This is a genomic window from Microcoleus sp. PH2017_05_CCC_O_A, assembly GCF_020738785.1.
Classification (GTDB): Bacteria; Cyanobacteriota; Cyanobacteriia; order Cyanobacteriales; family Microcoleaceae; genus Microcoleus.
The window spans coordinates 12,276-27,827 of the sequence record NZ_JAEQCB010000029.1 but is presented as its reverse complement, the minus strand read 5'-3'; the positions used below and the strand labels follow the sequence as shown (position 1 = coordinate 27,827).

Below are 15,552 nucleotides of genomic sequence, written 5' to 3'. Positions count from 1 at the left end.
TTTAAAGTAAAAACATCCGATCAATACCCGAAGTCATTGCCAAATCTAAAATCTAAAATCGAAGGAGGATTGAGAAAATGATTGCAGTCAGAAAAAGTGAAGCAAGAGGACACGCTAATCATGGTTGGCTGGACAGTTACCACACATTTTCTTTTGCCAATTATTACGATCGCAATTATATGAATTTTCGGTCGTTGCGGGTAATCAATGAGGATGTCGTTAACCCCGGCAAAGGTTTCGGCACTCACGGGCACAGCGACATGGAAATCATTACCTATGTACTGGAAGGAGCGTTAGAACACAAAGACAGTTTAGGTACTGGCGCAGTAATCAAACCCGGTGAAGTGCAGCGAATGAGTGCAGGTACGGGCATCCAACACAGCGAGTTCAATCCCTCGCAAACTGACCGAGTTCATTTGCTGCAAATCTGGCTGTTGCCCGATACCAATGGCTTAGAGCCGAGTTACGAACAACGGGATTTTCCCCTAACAGAAAGGCGCGGGAAACTGCGCTTAGTTGCGGCGCGAGATGCGAGAGATGGTGCGGTGAAAGTGCATCAAGATGTCGATTTGTATGCAGCAGTTTTGGATAAAAACTCGCGGGTTTCTCATGTTTTGCAGCCAAATCGCCATGCTTGGATACAAGTTGCTCGCGGTGCTGTTTTGCTCAACGGTTTGACTTTAGAAAAGGGTGACGGTGCGGCGGTTAGTGATGAGGCTGAGTTGGTTATTGAAGCGGCAGAAGATGCGGAGTTTTTGCTGTTCGATCTCGCATAAAATTTAAGGCGAAATCCCCGAATTATTAGAAAAATCGGGGATTTGAGCCACTCGGCGGTTCAAACCGATCCTACACAAACAAAGTCCCTCTCTAAGAGACTAAGAAATTAATTAGCCATCCAAGATTTTGTCCCAAAAATACCTGCGATAAGTTCGGGAATGCCAAAATCAACATCTAAGCTTTCCCAGTGTACGCTGCTACCGGAAGGAGGTAGCCAAAGATCAGCAAGTTGTTCTGGTGAAGCACTTTCTAAGCCTTGTGCAAGCCTCGGAGGAAAACAGAAAATAGCACCGTTTTTGAGTTTGATAACAATTAAATCTTCCGACTGATTGTAATGCACGGATTCGGCACGCGGCTTTATAGCCTCAGCGGTTTTCCATGTTTGCTTGGCTTGGGCTATTCGATCTCGGAGATTTTCCTCTGTTAACTCTTTGTTCCAGTTTCTATATACCATTATAAGTCAAGTTGTAGGGTGCGTCAGTACGAAGTTGAGAGGCTTGTTTGAAATTGCATAAACTGACGCACCTGCTAGCTGTAAGGTGCGTCAGTTCTTAAACTCTCAATTATCCACTAAAAACTCTAACTGACGCACCCTACTAACCTTACATTCTCATTTTGTGTAAAAATATGTTACAAAGCGGAAAACCCATCCGTCCGTTGATAGTTGTAGGGTGCGTCAGTACGAAGTTGAGAGGCTTGTTTGAAATTGCATAAACTGACGCACCCCCTAGCTGTAAGGTGCGTCAGTTCTTAAACTCTCAATTATCCACTAAAAACTCTAGCTGACGCACCCTACTAACCCTTACTTGCAAACACCCTTCCATTCCCAACCACCAACGCGCCACAAACCGGAAAACTAATCCGTCTGTTGATATGTGGGTATGTTAAATTGACACAATCATGAACTACAGCAGAACAATTCCGGCTATTTTGAGTGCTTCGATCGCCCTAAGCACGATCGCCCTCATCCCACTCACCTCACCTCCAATCGCCCTAGCCTTAACCGCCGACGCAGTTAAAACCGTCGCCAAACAAATCACGGTACGGATCCAAGGCACAAAAGGCGGTTCCGGAGTAATTTTAGAAAAACAAGGTAGCACGTACTATATACTCACCAACTGGCACGTAGTCGATAAACCTGGCGATTACGAGGTTGTAACTCCCGACGGTCAAGCTCACTCTGTATCATACGGCCTGGTGCGGCGAATGCCCGGTGCGGATATCGCGATCGTCACCATCAGCAGCCCTCAAAGCTACCCCCTCGCCCAATTAGCTAATTCCCCAGCAACTCCCGGAAAAAGAGCCTATGTGGCTGGCTGGCCAATATCCGGCGGTTCCCTGAGACAACCGATTTTCATCGCTACCGAAGGTCAATTTACCGGCCGCCAAACTCCATTAAATGGCTATACTTTGGTATACAACAACTTAGTTAGGGCGGGAATGAGCGGCGGCCCAGTGCTTGACGATGCGGGAAAAGTTGTCGCAATTAACGGCATTGTCAGGTTAGAGGACAATTCGGATAAAATCGTGGCAGCGGGAGTAGAAATCAGTAATATCATGAAATGGCGATCGACTATTTCGCTACCAGTCCTTCCCCAATCGCCAACAGCCGCAAACCCGAAAACTGCTGTCAATAATCCGCCTCAGAAGCCCGGAAGTGCGATCGCCTTTGCCACCACAAATACCCTCAAAGGGCCTTCAGAAGTTGTCAGTTCGCTTGCTCTAGCTTCCACTGCTTTTACCACAGGAAATAGTAACGGCACAATCTCTGTTTGGAATTTTCCCAGCGGGCAATTAAAAACTACGCTGCAAGGACACGCGGAAGCGGTAAACGCCCTGGCATCGAGTGCGGATGGAAACGTGTTAGCTAGCGGCAGTGACGACAAAACTGTAAAAATTTGGAATTTAGAAACAGGCGCGGTTGTCCGCACTTTGAGCGGGCATTCTGGCGCTGTTTCGAGTGTTGCCGTCAGTCCAGACGCTCAATTTGTCGCGAGCGGCAGTTGGGACAAAACGATTAAGATTTGGAATGCGAAAACAGGGGCATTGCTGCGGACTTTAACCGGGCATTCTGGATTAGTGAATGCTGTTGCAATTAGTCCCGATCGCCAAACTTTAGCTAGTGGCAGCAAAGATGGTTCAATTAGGTTGTGGAATTTAGCTACAGGTGCAGCAATTCGCACGATTGGCGGCAAGAACTTGTCTGTTTTGTCCCTCGCTTTTACTCCCGATGGCAAAACTTTGGCGGCCGGCAACAGCAACGGTACTGTCGGGTTGTGGAATGTCGGAAACGGTCAATTAATTCGGCGTTTGAGCGGACATACCGATGGAGTTTGGTCGCTGGCAATCAGTCGGGATGGGAGTATACTGGTTACTGGGAGTTGGGATAAGAGTGTAAAACTGTGGGATGTGCGATCGGGCGAATTGAGAGGTAATTTGAGCGGACATTCTGGCTATGTTACTGCTGTAGGAATTAGCGCAGATGCTAAGACTATTGTGAGTGCGGGTTGGTTGGGGGAAATTAAGATTTGGAAAAGAAGTTAAGATTTTTTTTAATTAACCGCACAGTGGGGAGTGAATCGGCTATTCAAGCGAGGTAACGGAGGCATCTCAATGAATGCAAGTCTCTACTAAAAGGGCTCAAATAAAAAACCTTATAGTAAAAATTCCAAAAAAACATGAGGTAATTAAAATGATATTCTTTCCGGCTGGATCGGAATGATTTAACCGCAGAGAACACAGAGAACACAGAGGGAGAGAATAGAGAGATGCTACCGGATTTGATCTGACACCAGTACACCAGCAATAAATATAATGCCACTTAAAAGTGGTACAGAAAAGATTCATCGAAATATAGATTAAACGGAACTAAAAACTGGGTGCATCTCAATGCAAGCGAATATATCCGTAGGGGCGAAGCATGACCGCAGAAAATATGAGATGATAACTAATAACTTATATGCGGTCATGCGAGAGTCCTCTTCCAAAGTGAGATGCACCCTAAAAACTTTTAAAATTCTAGAAAAATCTGTAATTTGCATTCCCCACGTCACTCACAAGCAGTTCAAGAAAAGTTAGGCTGCATCACAAAAAAAAGGCGAGGGATATTATATCAAATCCGCTATTCATCGGAATGATTCATCTCTCTATTCTCTCTCTGTGTCCTCTGCGCCCTCTGCGGTTTAATCATTCCGATCCAGCCGGATTTAATCTTACTGCAAAAACTATAAAGCCGTCCTATAGAACCCATTTGATATCTATTTTGCGTAAATCTCAGAAACCGGGTTTCTCTCTATATTTCTCGTCACCCAACCCAAAAACTCATAGAAACCCGGTTTCTCGACATGAGCGTAAATCTCAGAAACTGGTTGATCTCTATATTTGTCGTCACCCAACCCAAAAACTCAAAGATGTCAAATGGGTTCTATAAGGACGGGGTTTAAAACCCAATTTCTCGATCAACCTGAATCCGTTACAATATATCAAACTCAATATTACTGTCAACTGGACAGGGATAATGTCAATAGCCGATCGCGCGCGCAGTTTCGGTGCGACTGGGATTAAGCGTTACGGCTTAAAGCTTTCAGGGTTCAGCCAATACAACAGAAGAGCTTTCAAGAATGCTATGGTTGGGCGGACACTTGCACTCTACTGCACTCAACACCAAAACCACGATCGCGATCGCCCTTGAATTTGCATTCAGCACAATGTTCAGGCATACTGCATAATTAAAAAGCTTTATTTTTAGTCCATAACCCCCAACCATGAGAACTTACTACTGCGGCGAACTGCGAAGCGAACACATCGGACAAACTGTCACCCTCTACGGATGGGTGGATCGCCGCCGCGATCATGGCGGGGTGATTTTTCTCGATTTGCGCGATAGATCGGGCTTAGTGCAAATTGTCAGCGATCCCCAACGCACCCCAGATTCCTATCACGGGGCTGAGGCTTTGCGCGGCGAATACGTGGTGAAAATTACAGGTAGAGTCACCAGCCGCCCCGCAGATTCCCTCAACCCTAAATTGCCTACGGGTGAAGTAGAAATTTACGCTGATGAGATTGAGTTGTTGAATGCGGTTCGCAAACAGTTACCGTTTCAGGTTTCGACGGCGGATAATGAAAGCGTGCGCGAAGATTTGCGCTTGAAATATCGCTATTTGGACTTGCGGCGCGATCGTATGAGTCGAAATTTGCAGCTTCGTCACCAGGTGATCAAAGCTATGCGTCGCCACCTCGAAGACGTTGGCGGTTTTATTGAAGTTGAAACACCGATTTTAACGCGATCGACTCCCGAAGGTGCGAGAGATTATTTGGTTCCCAGTCGCGTCAATTTGGGCGAATGGTATGCTTTGCCGCAGTCGCCACAATTGTTCAAACAATTGCTGATGGTTTCGGGTTTAGACAGATATTATCAAATTGCCCGCTGCTTCCGCGATGAAGATTTGCGCGCTGATAGACAACCGGAATTTACGCAATTGGACATGGAAATGAGTTTCATGTCTGTGGAAGAAATCCTCGAATTAAATGAAGGTTTAGTCTGCAATATTTTCCAAAGTGTGAAAGGCGTGGAATTGCCTCGTCCTTTCCCGCGTTTGACTTACGCCGAAGCGATGGATCGTTATGGTAGCGATAAACCAGATACTCGCTTCGGTATGGAATTAGTCGATGTTTCCGATTTGATGAAAGATTCGGGATTTAAGGTGTTTTCCGGTGCGGTTGCTGCGGGCGGAATTGTGAAAATTTTGCCAATTCCGGGCGGGAATGATGCGATTTCTAATGTGCGAATTAAGCCGGGTGGCGATTTGTTTAAGGAAGCCAGCGAAGCCGGGGCTAAGGGATTAGCTTATATCCGGGTGCGGGAGAATGGCGAAATTGATACGATCGGCGCAATTAAGGATAATTTAACAGAGGCTCAAAAACAGGAATTGCTCGATCGCACTGGTGCACAACCAGGTCATTTGTTGTTATTTGCAGCAGCCGATGTCACAACTGTCAATAAGACTTTGGATAGATTGCGTTTGTGCATCGGTAACGAATTGGGATTGATTGACAAAGACAAGATGAATTTGCTGTGGGTGACAGAGTTTCCGATGTTTGAATGGAACGCTGATGAGAAGCGTTTGGAAGCATTGCACCACCCATTTACAGCCCCGCATCCCGATGATATTGACGATCTGAAGACTGCGAGAGCTCAAGCTTACGATTTGGTGTTAAACGGCACAGAAGTCGGTGGTGGTTCTCTGCGGATTTACCAGCGGGATGTTCAGGAAAGGGTGTTTGAGGCGATCGGCTTATCGACTGAGGAAGCTTACAATAAGTTTGGCTTTTTGTTGGATGCGTTTGAGTATGGAACTCCTCCCCACGGCGGAATTGCCTATGGTGTCGATCGCCTGGTAATGTTGTTGGCTGGCGAGGAGTCGATTCGGGATGTGATTGCGTTTCCGAAGACGCAGCAAGCGCGTTGTATTTTGGCGAATGCGCCGTCTGGTGTGGATGAGAAGCAGATGAAGGAGTTGCAAGTGCGATCGACTTATGTACCGAAGACATAGGTATGTAAAACACCTTCAATGAATAGTGGATGGGTGGCGAGAAACCGGGTTTTTTCCAGAATACTTCGCCACACCTCCTAGAAACTGCGAAAAACCCGGTTTCTTTGGTTTAGAAATCTTACAAGATATTTTAGTAGATAATATTGATGGGTAGAAAACGCGATATTAAACAGGTTGATGCGATCGCTAGGGAGTTTAAGATGGGAGGTGAATTAAGGATTGCTTTTGGTTTATTCATTGAGGAAGAAAAGAAAAATGGTTATGGTGGAACTTTAAACCGTAGAGGAGATTTTACTTATGAACAACTCCGCCAGAAAGCACAAGAATTTTTAGAGGATATTTAAATGGCTATTCAAACATCTATTGCCGATCGAAAGCCAAATATCGAGCAAATTATTTCAGTCATTACTAAACCGATAATTGGAGAAATTTGCCATCAGGTTATATTTAGTTATGGGGATGAATTACGGCTAGATTTCGGTGAGATGTCTGCCTACACTCACCCAAAATTAGCACATCTATCCAAAGGTAGTTGGAAATTTGGCACGAGGGCAACACCTTGGGTTTTCAAGCAAGGCGATCGCATCTTAACCTCTTCCTTGCTAGTAGATATAGATGCAGAAATAGATGAGGTAGAAATAGATGCTGTCAAAAAAGTTTTGCAGCAATTGGAAAATAAAGAATTGATTGATTTTGTGATTTATGCTCATAATATTAGTCTCACTCTAGTTTTTGAGGGTGATTACCAACTAATTTTACAGCCAGATTTGCAAGATGATTCTGGACTTTCTTATTGGGAATTGTTCATGCCAACAGAACAAGTTTTGACGGTTGGGCCTGGATTTTTTTGGGAATGTAAATCAATTCACGAAGGTTATTGATATTAAATTAAATTGATGATCACTTTATGCCTCTAAAATAATGTGTTGTAGCCAACTCCTTAATCACTTTAATGGTTGGTTTTTCTGGCATGAATTTCGCTTCTAACTGCTTCTACTTCTTGGGCGACGGTTTCCAAGGAAAGTTCATCGGTTCTAAAGGACTCCAAAAGAACTGCTAATTTACTGTGTTGTCTCTTCAAAAGTTTAAAGATTCGATCGCGACTGACTGTTTGAGTATTTTCGCCTTCTTTGATAGCATTTTCCATTCCTATATCTTCTAGGGCTTCTGTCACAATTTCCGAAAATACTTCTTTGTGTTCTTTTACTAACTCAAAAATAGCTGCTTTGAGTAATTCTTTAAGCTTGGTTTCGTCTAGAGTAATTTCCGACATAGCTTTTTTTGTGCTATTTTTTTAAGGTTTTAATTATATCACAAAACAGGAGAAATTTATCCAAGTTTAGTTCGTGGGTAATCAGAAACCGGGTTTTTTCCAGAATACTTCGCCACACCTTCCAGAAACTGCGAAAAACCCGGTTTTTTTGGTTTACGAATGGCCAGATAACTCAGGACTCAAAATGAACTATTTTGAGCCAGTTTACGACAGTTTGAAGTAAATCGGGGTCATGGGGGAAGAAGGTTTGCAGGGGTGGATGAGGTGTGTCGGTGGATTTTGTATCAACTCCTTCAGACGGGAATTCTCCGACTCTGCTAATTCCGCCTCCAAGTATTTAAGCCAGATTTGGTATAATATCATGATATCAAACTGCTGCTATATGAGCTGATGGCAAAACTTTACTATCGTGGCATGGCGGAGCAAAATGGTAAGCCTAAAATAGGTCGCAGTGCTAGATTATTAGGGGTTAGACCTGGTATTGACATAGATATTGAGCAAATGCCGACAGGTTATCTAAATGAGCAAGGCTATTTGTTAGCAGATTCAGAACGTGTGTTTCGAGGAGAGCTTGTTGCTGTTGTCGTCAGGAATACAAAGGGAATGTCTGTTTCTATTTCAATTGAAAGTTTACCAGCATTTCGCAGACCTGCAAAATTTGGTGGAACTGGAAAAGACTCCCTATGGCAAATTGATGACATAAACATTATGGGAGATTTGCAGGCTGTCCAAGATAGCCCGACGCACGTTAGCATTTTGCCAAGAGTTACAATGTCTCTGGAAAGGTATGAGGCAGCATTGGCAAAAACCCAAAATGATTGGGAAAGAGTTGATTAACTTTATATATCATAGGAGTCTATAACAATGGCGTGGATATTCAGTTTATCGGCAGAGTGTGGCTCTGATGAAGCCAAGGTTAATAAATTTGCTCAACACTTTGAGGGCATAGAATGGATGCTGTCAAATAATCGCCAATGTCTATGTCGAACAGATACTTTTCAAGATATGGATGGAAACTGGTGGTGTCGGGTTTATCCCAATAATATTAGTGAAGTGGGAATAGATAGCCCTGAAAGTGCTTATTTGATGACAGAGTTAGGTATTTTATTTTATCTAGCTCTACGGTTTGCTCCTTGGTTTCGCTATGCTTTGGTTGGGGTTGAAGTTGATGAATTCAGAACCTATAGTGAACTTATGGAGGATTTATCTAATTTATCTATTCCTGGATTAGTTTTAGCAAAGGAACTTATTCATGGGGTAGAAACATTACCAGTTTTCCGACCATTTAGTCCTAGTTATGTTTGGCAACCATACGAGGGGGAAGTCTATAATCCATTAATGGCATCCCCAGAGTTAAAAAATAAGCTGAATGAGCTTCTGGCTGTGAGTTGAATATACTTTTTACTCATTAGAGTTGCTTCTGTTTTTCGGCTTGTTTAGCTTTAGCTTCCGACCATTTTTGGTATTTAGCGGTATTAGCCGAGATCATTTGACACATTTCTCTAGCTTTCTGTTCGGTGTCTTTTGCTAATTCCAAAATTTCTAGCAATTCCTTGTCATCGAGTTCTTTTTGTGTCATTGTAAATTCTCCAAACGGGCTTTAATACTACTAACTCTTATTTTAGTTTCCAGCACTCGGCCTAGCTCCATTGCCAAGTCTTCCCCCACCTCTTCTATTCTATCATTTGTCAGGACTTCAACTGCCGAGAGATACTCTATGCGTTCCTGAATCTGTGTTTTCGATGTGTTTGCGAAAAATATACAGGTGTTTAAAAATCCCGAAATCTGAATCACGGTAAAATTGTTTGGAAAGCTCCCTAGGATAGCTCTACAAATATTTAGTCCCTCACCTGCTTCCTGCTCAATTTGAGTTAGCTCCTGCTTTATACGCTCAACTAGAACAGTTATTTCTGATGGAATTGACATATGATACGACTTACTATTGATTATAGTCTTTGTCAAAAAAAAGAAGCTATTTGAGCTTGACAAATGGCGATCGCCCTTCAATGAAACACAAAAGCCGATCGCACTTAACGCAAAAAGTGCGATCGACCTCCACAATCATTCTTACCAGTAACGAGTTAAAATCCGAATCACCTCACCCGCTAGAGGCGACGGTACAGGCGGACTCCACTCTCCAACTTGTGCAAAACCCAAAACGTGCAGCAGATTAACAATGCTGTCTACCCCTTTGGGAACGCCACACAACAACAAACGAATCGGTTTTTTGCCTTGAGGTACATCAGGAATTTCTTCCCGGAGCAGTTCGGGAACGGACTTGGGCTGTGATATCATAGGGTTTGAATTACACGAATAGTGGAATTGCGATCGCCCTTAAGTTTTCTAGGCCAGGGGGCGATCGCTTTTCCGTTTGTACATCCTGAGTCTAGTTCAATCGCTGCCGCTTGTCAAGCGTAACGACAATTTATATTGTCGTTACGGCAATTTAAGGAAAATTGAAGGTTGCAGAATGGTAACATCAGCTTGCAATATCATGGCCAGCAGTTGAGTGTCAGCAGTGATTCGTTGGAAATTGGCAGTTGTGATGGCCGATCGCAATATCAGCAATAAAGAATTGGCTACTTTAATTGGGATGCACCCCACATCTGTGTCGAAAATCAAAACCCGTCGCCGACTCACCCGAATCGACGAAGCAACCCTCAGCGCTTTGTGCAGAGCACTGAATTGTCAGCCGGGGGATTTAATGGTATATGAAGAGGACGAGCCCGATCGCGAAAAATGACATCGTTGTTTACTGTTATTTCAAAATTATTATTAAACCGCAGAGGACACAGAGAACACGGAGGAAGAGAAGAGAGAGATGAATAATAAAGACACAATTATTTCCCATCTCTAACTAACTCTCTTTCCCCTCTTTTCTCTGCGCCCTCTGCGCCCTCTGCGGTTAATAAAAACAAATCTCAGTGTCACAGCCAAGCATATGCGTTACCTTAGTTAATTAACGCACTCCCCAACAAAATTCATGCTTCCCCGCATCCAAGAACTAGCAACCAGCCTCGCCCCCCGCTTAATCGAAATTCGCCGCCACATCCACTCGCACCCCGAACTCAGCGGCCAAGAACATCAAACAGCGGCCTATGTAGCCGGAGTTTTGGCATCTAGTGGAGTTCGCGCCACTGAAGGAATCGGCAAAACCGGCGTCATCGGCGAACTCAAAGGTAATAGCAACGAGTCCCGGTGGCTGGCAATTCGCACCGATATGGACGCTTTACCGATGCAAGAACGCACCAATTTAGAGTTTTCCTCGAAAAACCCAGGAGTCATGCACGCTTGCGGCCACGACATCCACACCACCGTCGGTTTGGGCGCGGCGATGATATTAGCTCAGTTGGAAGAAAAATTACCTGGTCATGTCCGCTTCTTGTTTCAGCCGGCAGAGGAGATAGCCCAAGGCGCGCGCTGGATGATTGCAGATGGGGCGATGAAAGATGTTGATGGCATCCTCGGACTGCACGTTTTTCCGACGATTCCCGGCGGTTCGATCGGCATCCGCCACGGGGCACTGACAGCGGCGGCAGATGACCTAGAATTGATTGTGATGGGTGAATCTGGGCACGGTGCGCGTCCCCACGAGGCGATCGATGCAATTTGGATTGCTTCTCAGATTATTACTACTTTGCAGCAGGCGATTAGTCGCACACAAAATCCGTTGAGGCCTGTGGTTTTGACGATCGGGCAAATTAGCGGCGGACGTGCACCAAATGTGATTGCCGATCGCGTAAAATTATTGGGCACGGTGCGATCGCTCCATCCTGAAACCCACGAAAAACTGCCGGCTTGGATCGAACAAATTGTGTCTAGCGTCTGCGCGACTTACGGCGCTAAGTACGAACTCACCTACAAGCGCGGTGTACCGGGAGTCCAAAACGATCCAAAACTTACCCAATTACTCGAAGCGGCGGCTTTGGAAGCTTTAGGGCGATCGCGCGTTCAAATTTTACCAGAACCATCCCTCGGCGCGGAAGATTTTTCGATGTATCTAGAACACGCGCCAGGAACGATGTTTCGTTTGGGAGTGGGATTAACTGACAAACCTAACTATCCCCTCCATCACCCGCAGTTTGAGGTGGATGAAGCCGCGATTGTGACCGGCGCTGTCACTTTGGCCTATGCTGCTTGTCAATATTGGAAACAAAAATAAGTTGTAGGGTGTGTCGCGATCGACAATTCCTCAACGAATAGCGACAATCTAATAGCGACACACCTTACCCAATATTTACTGTATAGCAACCGCCACATCGGTGAGGGCATAAATGACCTGATGAATGGAGACAAGAACCTACAGCATAAACGGTTTGATTGCCGTACTCTGTAACTGTCAACTGCTATAGCTGTAGGGTGTGTCGCGATTTCTCCCGATCGGGGTTCCGGCTTTAAACCAATTCTTTCAGGTAATGAAGAGCTTTATACTATAACTTTAATTACGAATCTTGTAAAACTATCTACTATAACTATTTAAGTCACTGCTAAGAAATGCTAGCCATGACCCAAGCTCCTTCAATCAAAACTGAATATTCGGGATGCGAATTATGATGATGAGTTTAGCTATTATAAACTCGCTATAAACTCATCAGGTGTGACCTTTGCTTGCTTTAGAACACCGCTAAGTGTACCAATTTTTAGCTCGCGGTGGAGTGGCACAACGCAAACAATTTCTCCATCGGGGAGAGCTTTTTTGAGGACAACATGGCTACCCGTTTGCCTAGCTTGATAAAAGCCTAGACGTTCTAGTACGCGAATTACTTCGCTTACTTGATATTCTGGGCAATCTAGGCATAGCTAACCTCTATGCTAGTTACAAACCTGGGAGTGATTTCGTCGGGTAAAGGACACTCTTCGAGATAGAGCCTTGTAGCTGCTTTGAGGTTGGCGATCGCTTCTTCTATGGTTTCGCCTTGGTCAACTGTGCCCACTTCTGGACATTCGGCAATATACATATCTTCTTCTTTGTAAATGATGGCGGTGAAGCTTTGGGTTTTCATTATGGTTTTCGCTTCCATCATCTAAGGTTGCTTGCTTTCTATTACCTAGTGTATCTCGGATGAATAGTTTTTACAAGTATAGGGGGGGAAGATGGGCGATCGCACTTTTTGACAAATTGGGATGTAAGGGCGATCGCCTTGTGGTTATTTTTAAATTGAAAGGCGATCGCTCTATCATCAAAAAATGCGATGCGTCACAGCCTATTTGTCTTCGCCGAATCGCCCCTTTCATTAGGCTAAAACCCGTTGAGTCAGGTTTCAACCCCTCGATAAATCGCAGCGGTTTTCACCCTCCCAGCTTATTTCCGATAGCGACAGGCTACCGGCCAGCATAGCAGAATCCTCAACTGCTGATAAAGTCCGCTGCTGTCAAGCTCGCTGCTGTTAGACGAACACCAGAAGTTGGATTTCGATCCAAAAGTCCAATAATTCGATTAGTTGATTTAACTCGTAGAGCTAGATTTAGATCGCTACCACTAGAGATGGCATTGAATGGAGACGGCGAGGGTTCAAACTGCCTCTCCACAAAAACTGGATTCAACCCAGCAGCTTGAAATGTCAGGACTTCGATGTCAGCAAATGTCAGACCTTTTGGAAGTACAATTTTGTCTTCCCCAGGGAAGAAATCGTTCAGAAAATCTACTGTATTAGTAGCCACTTCATCTTGAATGATAAACCTGTCTCGTCCAGATCCTCCAGTCAGAACATCAAAACCTAAATCTCCAGATAAAATGTCCTCGCCGTCGCCACCCAATAGCCAGTCGTTATCACGCCCCCCAAATATTTGATCGTTGCCACTTCCACCCCTAACAGTATCAGTGCCCGCATTCCCAAACAAAATGTCATCGTCAAGTCCACCGTCAAGAGAATCTGCATCTTTACCACCGTAGAGGGTATCAAACCCGCCCTCACCATCTAGTGAGTCACGCCCCAGATTCCCGAACAGTTCATCATTGCCACCCCTGCCAAAGATCCTATCATTACCCCCCAAGCCCAGCGTTCTGCGGCCCCCATCAGTATCACGAATGACATCATCACCCTCTGTGCCTTGTGCATTAGGAGTATTTGCAATATCGATGTTAGCCATGACTTCTTAGAAATTCCTGAAATTTATTTCGTCCTGAATTCTTAGCATATGTGAAAAAAATACTGAAATCAAGTCAAATCAATAGGATTTAGTAGGGATTCTTTTACCTATCCCGATCGATCTCAGTCGCATAAAGTAGGATTTAGTGGCTGAAATATCAAATAGTAGGATAAGGTAGGATTGCAATAGGCAAAACCCAAACCTCGACTCGACCTATGGACATTCAAGAAGTCTTAAAAATAGCTGACCAAATCCTATTCACTAACACAGGCAAACACCTCAATCACCTACAAGAAGGTATACTGCGCGGTACTTGGCAACGCCAGAAATACCCGGAAATTGCCACAAACTGCCACCGTAGCGAAGCTCATGTCAAGAAAGTCGCAGCACAATTATGGAAGCTTTTATCAGAGATATTAGGTGAAGACATCAATCAATCTAACTTTGGATATACAGTGGAAAGATTGCAATTATCCATAGTTGAATCAAAAATTGGAAAATATTCTGCACAAAATGATAATTCCAGTGTTTTGGGAATAGGGCTGTTTCATTCTCAAGAAAACGATAATTTTGTAGGGGTAGTGTCCCTACGCCGACCCTATTTGTCTACATTTTGTATGTGTTTGAGAGCTCGGGCAGGCACGGGGACACCGCCCCTACAAGAGAATGAAATAGCTCTGGTTTGTGGGAACTATCTTCAATCCTTAGAAACAGCAAAGTTAGAAAAGCAGAATCAGGTGACCTGTAGCAATACTCAGCCTAAAAAACGACTAGACTTATCCGATGCACCAGAACCCAACTTATTCTATAACCCCACATCTGAACTCACCACCCTCAAGCAGTGGATTTGGGAAAACCGCACCCGTCTCATCACCATATACGGCTTATCTGGCATTGGCAAAACGTCACTAACTCTCCAACTAATCCCAGAAGTTCAACATGAATTTGACTATATTATTTACCGCAGTCTCCGCAATTCTCCACCCCTGCAAACCCTGCAAACAAACTTAATTCAATTCGTTTCGCAGCAACAAGAAATTAAATTGCCATCACTTATTGAGCATTTGCGTTCATCCCGCTGTCTCATCATCATTGATGACATACAAACAATTTTCAGCAGCGGACAACTCGCAGGCAATTACCAACCAGGCTATGAAAATTACGGCACATTCTTCAAAGAATTAGCAGCATCATCCCACAACAGTTGCCTAATCCTCCTGAGTTGGGAAAAGCCCAGAGAAATTGCGGCCCTAGAAGGCGAAAATCGTCCTTGTAAATCGCTGCAACTCAACGGTTTGGGCGCGGAAGCACGGGAAATATTCAGAGAGAAAAGATTAGCAGAAGAGGAGAAATGGTCACAACTGATTGACCTTTACCGAGGCAATCCCTTATGGTTAAATATAGTTGCAACTATGATTCAAGATTTATTCGGCGGCAGCGTTTCCGAGTTTCTCTCCTATGATACCCTATTTTTAGGTGATTTAGAATCTCTGCTGCACCAGCAGTGCGATCGCCTATTTGACTCAGAAAAACAAGTGATATCCTGGTTAGCTCGTGAAGCCACACCAGTTGAAATATCCAAATTTTCAGCCAATCTGGAATTATCCCCATCAGCCTTATTACAAGCTGTGCAATCCTTGGGGCGGCGTTTATTAATTGAAAAAGTGAAACAAGGTGAGAAAACGCTTTTCACACTCCAGCCTGTATTGATGGAGTATGTGAAAAACCAGTTCCTAAAGGTTGGATAGTTTCAGGCTTCTCATGGGAGGCTAGAAACCGGGTTTCTACGAAATTTTGTGTTTAGTGGCGAGAAATCTACGCAGAAACCCGGTTTCTGAGGACACAACTATTTTTATGGGA

At 44.4% G+C, this 15,552-nt stretch carries 20 protein-coding genes; 12 read left to right on the top strand and 8 right to left on the bottom strand.

The genetic code is table 11. The annotated features are described in order from the left end of the window. Positions 1-77: 77 nt before the first annotated feature. Positions 78-776 (top strand): pirin family protein, encoded by a 699-nt coding sequence (locus JGK20_RS08935; protein ID WP_293205315.1) that lies wholly within the window; start codon positions 78-80, stop codon positions 774-776. 107 nt (positions 777-883) lie between these two features. Here the strand turns inward: JGK20_RS08935 and JGK20_RS08930 are convergent, their stop codons facing one another. After that, positions 884-1,231 carry a DUF2442 domain-containing protein gene (locus JGK20_RS08930; RefSeq protein WP_293177243.1) on the bottom strand — a complete coding sequence of 116 codons (348 nt, stop codon included), beginning with the start codon at positions 1,229-1,231 and terminating at the stop codon, positions 884-886. A gap of 446 nt (positions 1,232-1,677) precedes the next feature. Here JGK20_RS08930 and JGK20_RS08925 point away from each other — a divergent pair, with 446 nt between their 5' ends. The 5 genes from JGK20_RS08925 (at position 1,678) to JGK20_RS08905 (ending at position 7,210) form a co-directional block, all read left to right on the top strand. Continuing rightward, complete coding sequence (locus tag JGK20_RS08925; protein WP_293230121.1) at positions 1,678-3,321, top strand: trypsin-like peptidase domain-containing protein; 1,644 nt, start codon at positions 1,678-1,680, stop codon at positions 3,319-3,321. 973 nt (positions 3,322-4,294) lie between these two features. Further along, positions 4,295-4,468: a hypothetical protein gene (locus tag JGK20_RS08920; protein WP_293177239.1), complete on the top strand. Its 174-nt coding sequence runs from the start codon at positions 4,295-4,297 to the stop codon at positions 4,466-4,468. A gap of 73 nt (positions 4,469-4,541) precedes the next feature. Then, positions 4,542-6,329 carry an aspartate--tRNA ligase gene (aspS, locus tag JGK20_RS08915; protein WP_293177237.1) on the top strand — a complete coding sequence of 596 codons (1,788 nt, stop codon included), beginning with the start codon at positions 4,542-4,544 and terminating at the stop codon, positions 6,327-6,329. Positions 6,330-6,475: 146 nt separating this feature from the next. After that, positions 6,476-6,673 (top strand): hypothetical protein, encoded by a 198-nt coding sequence (locus JGK20_RS08910; RefSeq protein WP_293205304.1) that lies wholly within the window; start codon positions 6,476-6,478, stop codon positions 6,671-6,673. Next, positions 6,674-7,210 (top strand): hypothetical protein, encoded by a 537-nt coding sequence (locus JGK20_RS08905; protein WP_293205301.1) that lies wholly within the window; start codon positions 6,674-6,676, stop codon positions 7,208-7,210. Between the two features lie 68 nt (positions 7,211-7,278). Here the strand turns inward: JGK20_RS08905 and JGK20_RS08900 are convergent, their stop codons facing one another. Next, positions 7,279-7,602: a hypothetical protein gene (locus JGK20_RS08900; RefSeq protein ID WP_293230118.1), complete on the bottom strand. Its 324-nt coding sequence runs from the start codon at positions 7,600-7,602 to the stop codon at positions 7,279-7,281. A 390-nt stretch (positions 7,603-7,992) separates the two neighbouring features. On the opposite strand from JGK20_RS08900, the gene JGK20_RS08895 reads away from it, so the two are divergent. Next, the gene (locus JGK20_RS08895; RefSeq protein WP_293205296.1) at positions 7,993-8,439 is read left to right on the top strand and encodes a hypothetical protein; all 447 of its coding nucleotides are present in this window, start codon (positions 7,993-7,995) and stop codon (positions 8,437-8,439) included. Between the two features lie 27 nt (positions 8,440-8,466). Beyond that, a complete protein-coding gene (locus JGK20_RS08890; protein WP_293205293.1) occupies positions 8,467-8,994 on the top strand; it encodes a hypothetical protein in 528 nt (175 codons plus the stop codon). Positions 8,995-9,010: 16 nt separating this feature from the next. Here the strand turns inward: JGK20_RS08890 and JGK20_RS08885 are convergent, their stop codons facing one another. Together JGK20_RS08885 and JGK20_RS08880 are read right to left on the bottom strand one after the other, a co-directional pair. Beyond that, positions 9,011-9,181: a hypothetical protein gene (locus JGK20_RS08885; protein ID WP_293205290.1), complete on the bottom strand. Its 171-nt coding sequence runs from the start codon at positions 9,179-9,181 to the stop codon at positions 9,011-9,013. Continuing rightward, a complete protein-coding gene (locus JGK20_RS08880; protein ID WP_293205288.1) occupies positions 9,178-9,528 on the bottom strand; it encodes a hypothetical protein in 351 nt (116 codons plus the stop codon). The genes JGK20_RS08885 and JGK20_RS08880 overlap by 4 nt, the downstream gene beginning before the upstream one ends. Positions 9,529-9,544: 16 nt before the next feature. Between JGK20_RS08880 and JGK20_RS08875 the strand changes: the two genes are divergently transcribed. Next, on the top strand, positions 9,545-9,679 hold the full coding sequence (locus JGK20_RS08875; protein ID WP_293205285.1) for a hypothetical protein: 135 nt from the start codon (positions 9,545-9,547) through the stop codon (positions 9,677-9,679). Here the strand turns inward: JGK20_RS08875 and JGK20_RS08870 are convergent. Next, positions 9,670-9,897, bottom strand: a complete 228-nt coding sequence (locus JGK20_RS08870; protein WP_293177229.1) for a hypothetical protein — start codon at positions 9,895-9,897, stop codon at positions 9,670-9,672. The genes JGK20_RS08875 and JGK20_RS08870 overlap by 10 nt on opposite strands. Positions 9,898-10,111: 214 nt before the next feature. Between JGK20_RS08870 and JGK20_RS08865 the strand changes: the two genes are divergently transcribed. Continuing rightward, complete coding sequence (locus JGK20_RS08865) at positions 10,112-10,345, top strand: helix-turn-helix transcriptional regulator (protein WP_293196865.1); 234 nt, start codon at positions 10,112-10,114, stop codon at positions 10,343-10,345. Positions 10,346-10,585: 240 nt separating this feature from the next. Then, positions 10,586-11,764 carry a M20 family metallopeptidase gene (locus tag JGK20_RS08860; RefSeq protein ID WP_293196866.1) on the top strand — a complete coding sequence of 393 codons (1,179 nt, stop codon included), beginning with the start codon at positions 10,586-10,588 and terminating at the stop codon, positions 11,762-11,764. 407 nt (positions 11,765-12,171) lie between these two features. Here the strand turns inward: JGK20_RS08860 and JGK20_RS08855 are convergent, their stop codons facing one another. From JGK20_RS08855 to JGK20_RS08845, 3 genes are all read right to left on the bottom strand, one after another. Then, the gene (locus JGK20_RS08855) at positions 12,172-12,363 is read right to left on the bottom strand and encodes a type II toxin-antitoxin system HicA family toxin (protein ID WP_293196889.1); all 192 of its coding nucleotides are present in this window, start codon (positions 12,361-12,363) and stop codon (positions 12,172-12,174) included. Positions 12,364-12,392: 29 nt separating this feature from the next. Then, positions 12,393-12,605, bottom strand: a complete 213-nt coding sequence (locus JGK20_RS08850) for a type II toxin-antitoxin system HicB family antitoxin (protein WP_293196867.1) — start codon at positions 12,603-12,605, stop codon at positions 12,393-12,395. Between the two features lie 343 nt (positions 12,606-12,948). Then, positions 12,949-13,692, bottom strand: coding sequence for a calcium-binding protein (locus JGK20_RS08845; protein ID WP_293196868.1), 744 nt, complete (start codon positions 13,690-13,692; stop codon positions 12,949-12,951). Positions 13,693-13,907: 215 nt separating this feature from the next. On the opposite strand from JGK20_RS08845, the gene JGK20_RS08840 reads away from it, so the two are divergent. After that, a complete protein-coding gene (locus JGK20_RS08840; RefSeq protein WP_293230115.1) occupies positions 13,908-15,440 on the top strand; it encodes an NB-ARC domain-containing protein in 1,533 nt (510 codons plus the stop codon). Positions 15,441-15,552 lie beyond the last annotated feature (112 nt).

Coding starts and splice junctions, on each gene's coding strand:
- JGK20_RS08935 (WP_293205315.1), top strand. CDS start 78: ATGATTGCAGTCAGAAAAAGTGAAGCAAGAGGACACGCTAATCATGGT.
- JGK20_RS08930 (WP_293177243.1), bottom strand. CDS start 1,231: ATGGTATATAGAAACTGGAACAAAGAGTTAACAGAGGAAAATCTCCGA.
- JGK20_RS08925 (WP_293230121.1), top strand. CDS start 1,678: ATGAACTACAGCAGAACAATTCCGGCTATTTTGAGTGCTTCGATCGCC.
- JGK20_RS08920 (WP_293177239.1), top strand. CDS start 4,295: ATGTCAATAGCCGATCGCGCGCGCAGTTTCGGTGCGACTGGGATTAAG.
- aspS (WP_293177237.1), top strand. CDS start 4,542: ATGAGAACTTACTACTGCGGCGAACTGCGAAGCGAACACATCGGACAA.
- JGK20_RS08910 (WP_293205304.1), top strand. CDS start 6,476: ATGGGTAGAAAACGCGATATTAAACAGGTTGATGCGATCGCTAGGGAG.
- JGK20_RS08905 (WP_293205301.1), top strand. CDS start 6,674: ATGGCTATTCAAACATCTATTGCCGATCGAAAGCCAAATATCGAGCAA.
- JGK20_RS08900 (WP_293230118.1), bottom strand. CDS start 7,602: ATGTCGGAAATTACTCTAGACGAAACCAAGCTTAAAGAATTACTCAAA.
- JGK20_RS08895 (WP_293205296.1), top strand. CDS start 7,993: ATGGCAAAACTTTACTATCGTGGCATGGCGGAGCAAAATGGTAAGCCT.
- JGK20_RS08890 (WP_293205293.1), top strand. CDS start 8,467: ATGGCGTGGATATTCAGTTTATCGGCAGAGTGTGGCTCTGATGAAGCC.
- JGK20_RS08885 (WP_293205290.1), bottom strand. CDS start 9,181: ATGACACAAAAAGAACTCGATGACAAGGAATTGCTAGAAATTTTGGAA.
- JGK20_RS08880 (WP_293205288.1), bottom strand. CDS start 9,528: ATGTCAATTCCATCAGAAATAACTGTTCTAGTTGAGCGTATAAAGCAG.
- JGK20_RS08870 (WP_293177229.1), bottom strand. CDS start 9,897: ATGATATCACAGCCCAAGTCCGTTCCCGAACTGCTCCGGGAAGAAATT.
- JGK20_RS08860 (WP_293196866.1), top strand. CDS start 10,586: ATGCTTCCCCGCATCCAAGAACTAGCAACCAGCCTCGCCCCCCGCTTA.
- JGK20_RS08850 (WP_293196867.1), bottom strand. CDS start 12,605: ATGAAAACCCAAAGCTTCACCGCCATCATTTACAAAGAAGAAGATATG.
- JGK20_RS08845 (WP_293196868.1), bottom strand. CDS start 13,692: ATGGCTAACATCGATATTGCAAATACTCCTAATGCACAAGGCACAGAG.
- JGK20_RS08840 (WP_293230115.1), top strand. CDS start 13,908: ATGGACATTCAAGAAGTCTTAAAAATAGCTGACCAAATCCTATTCACT.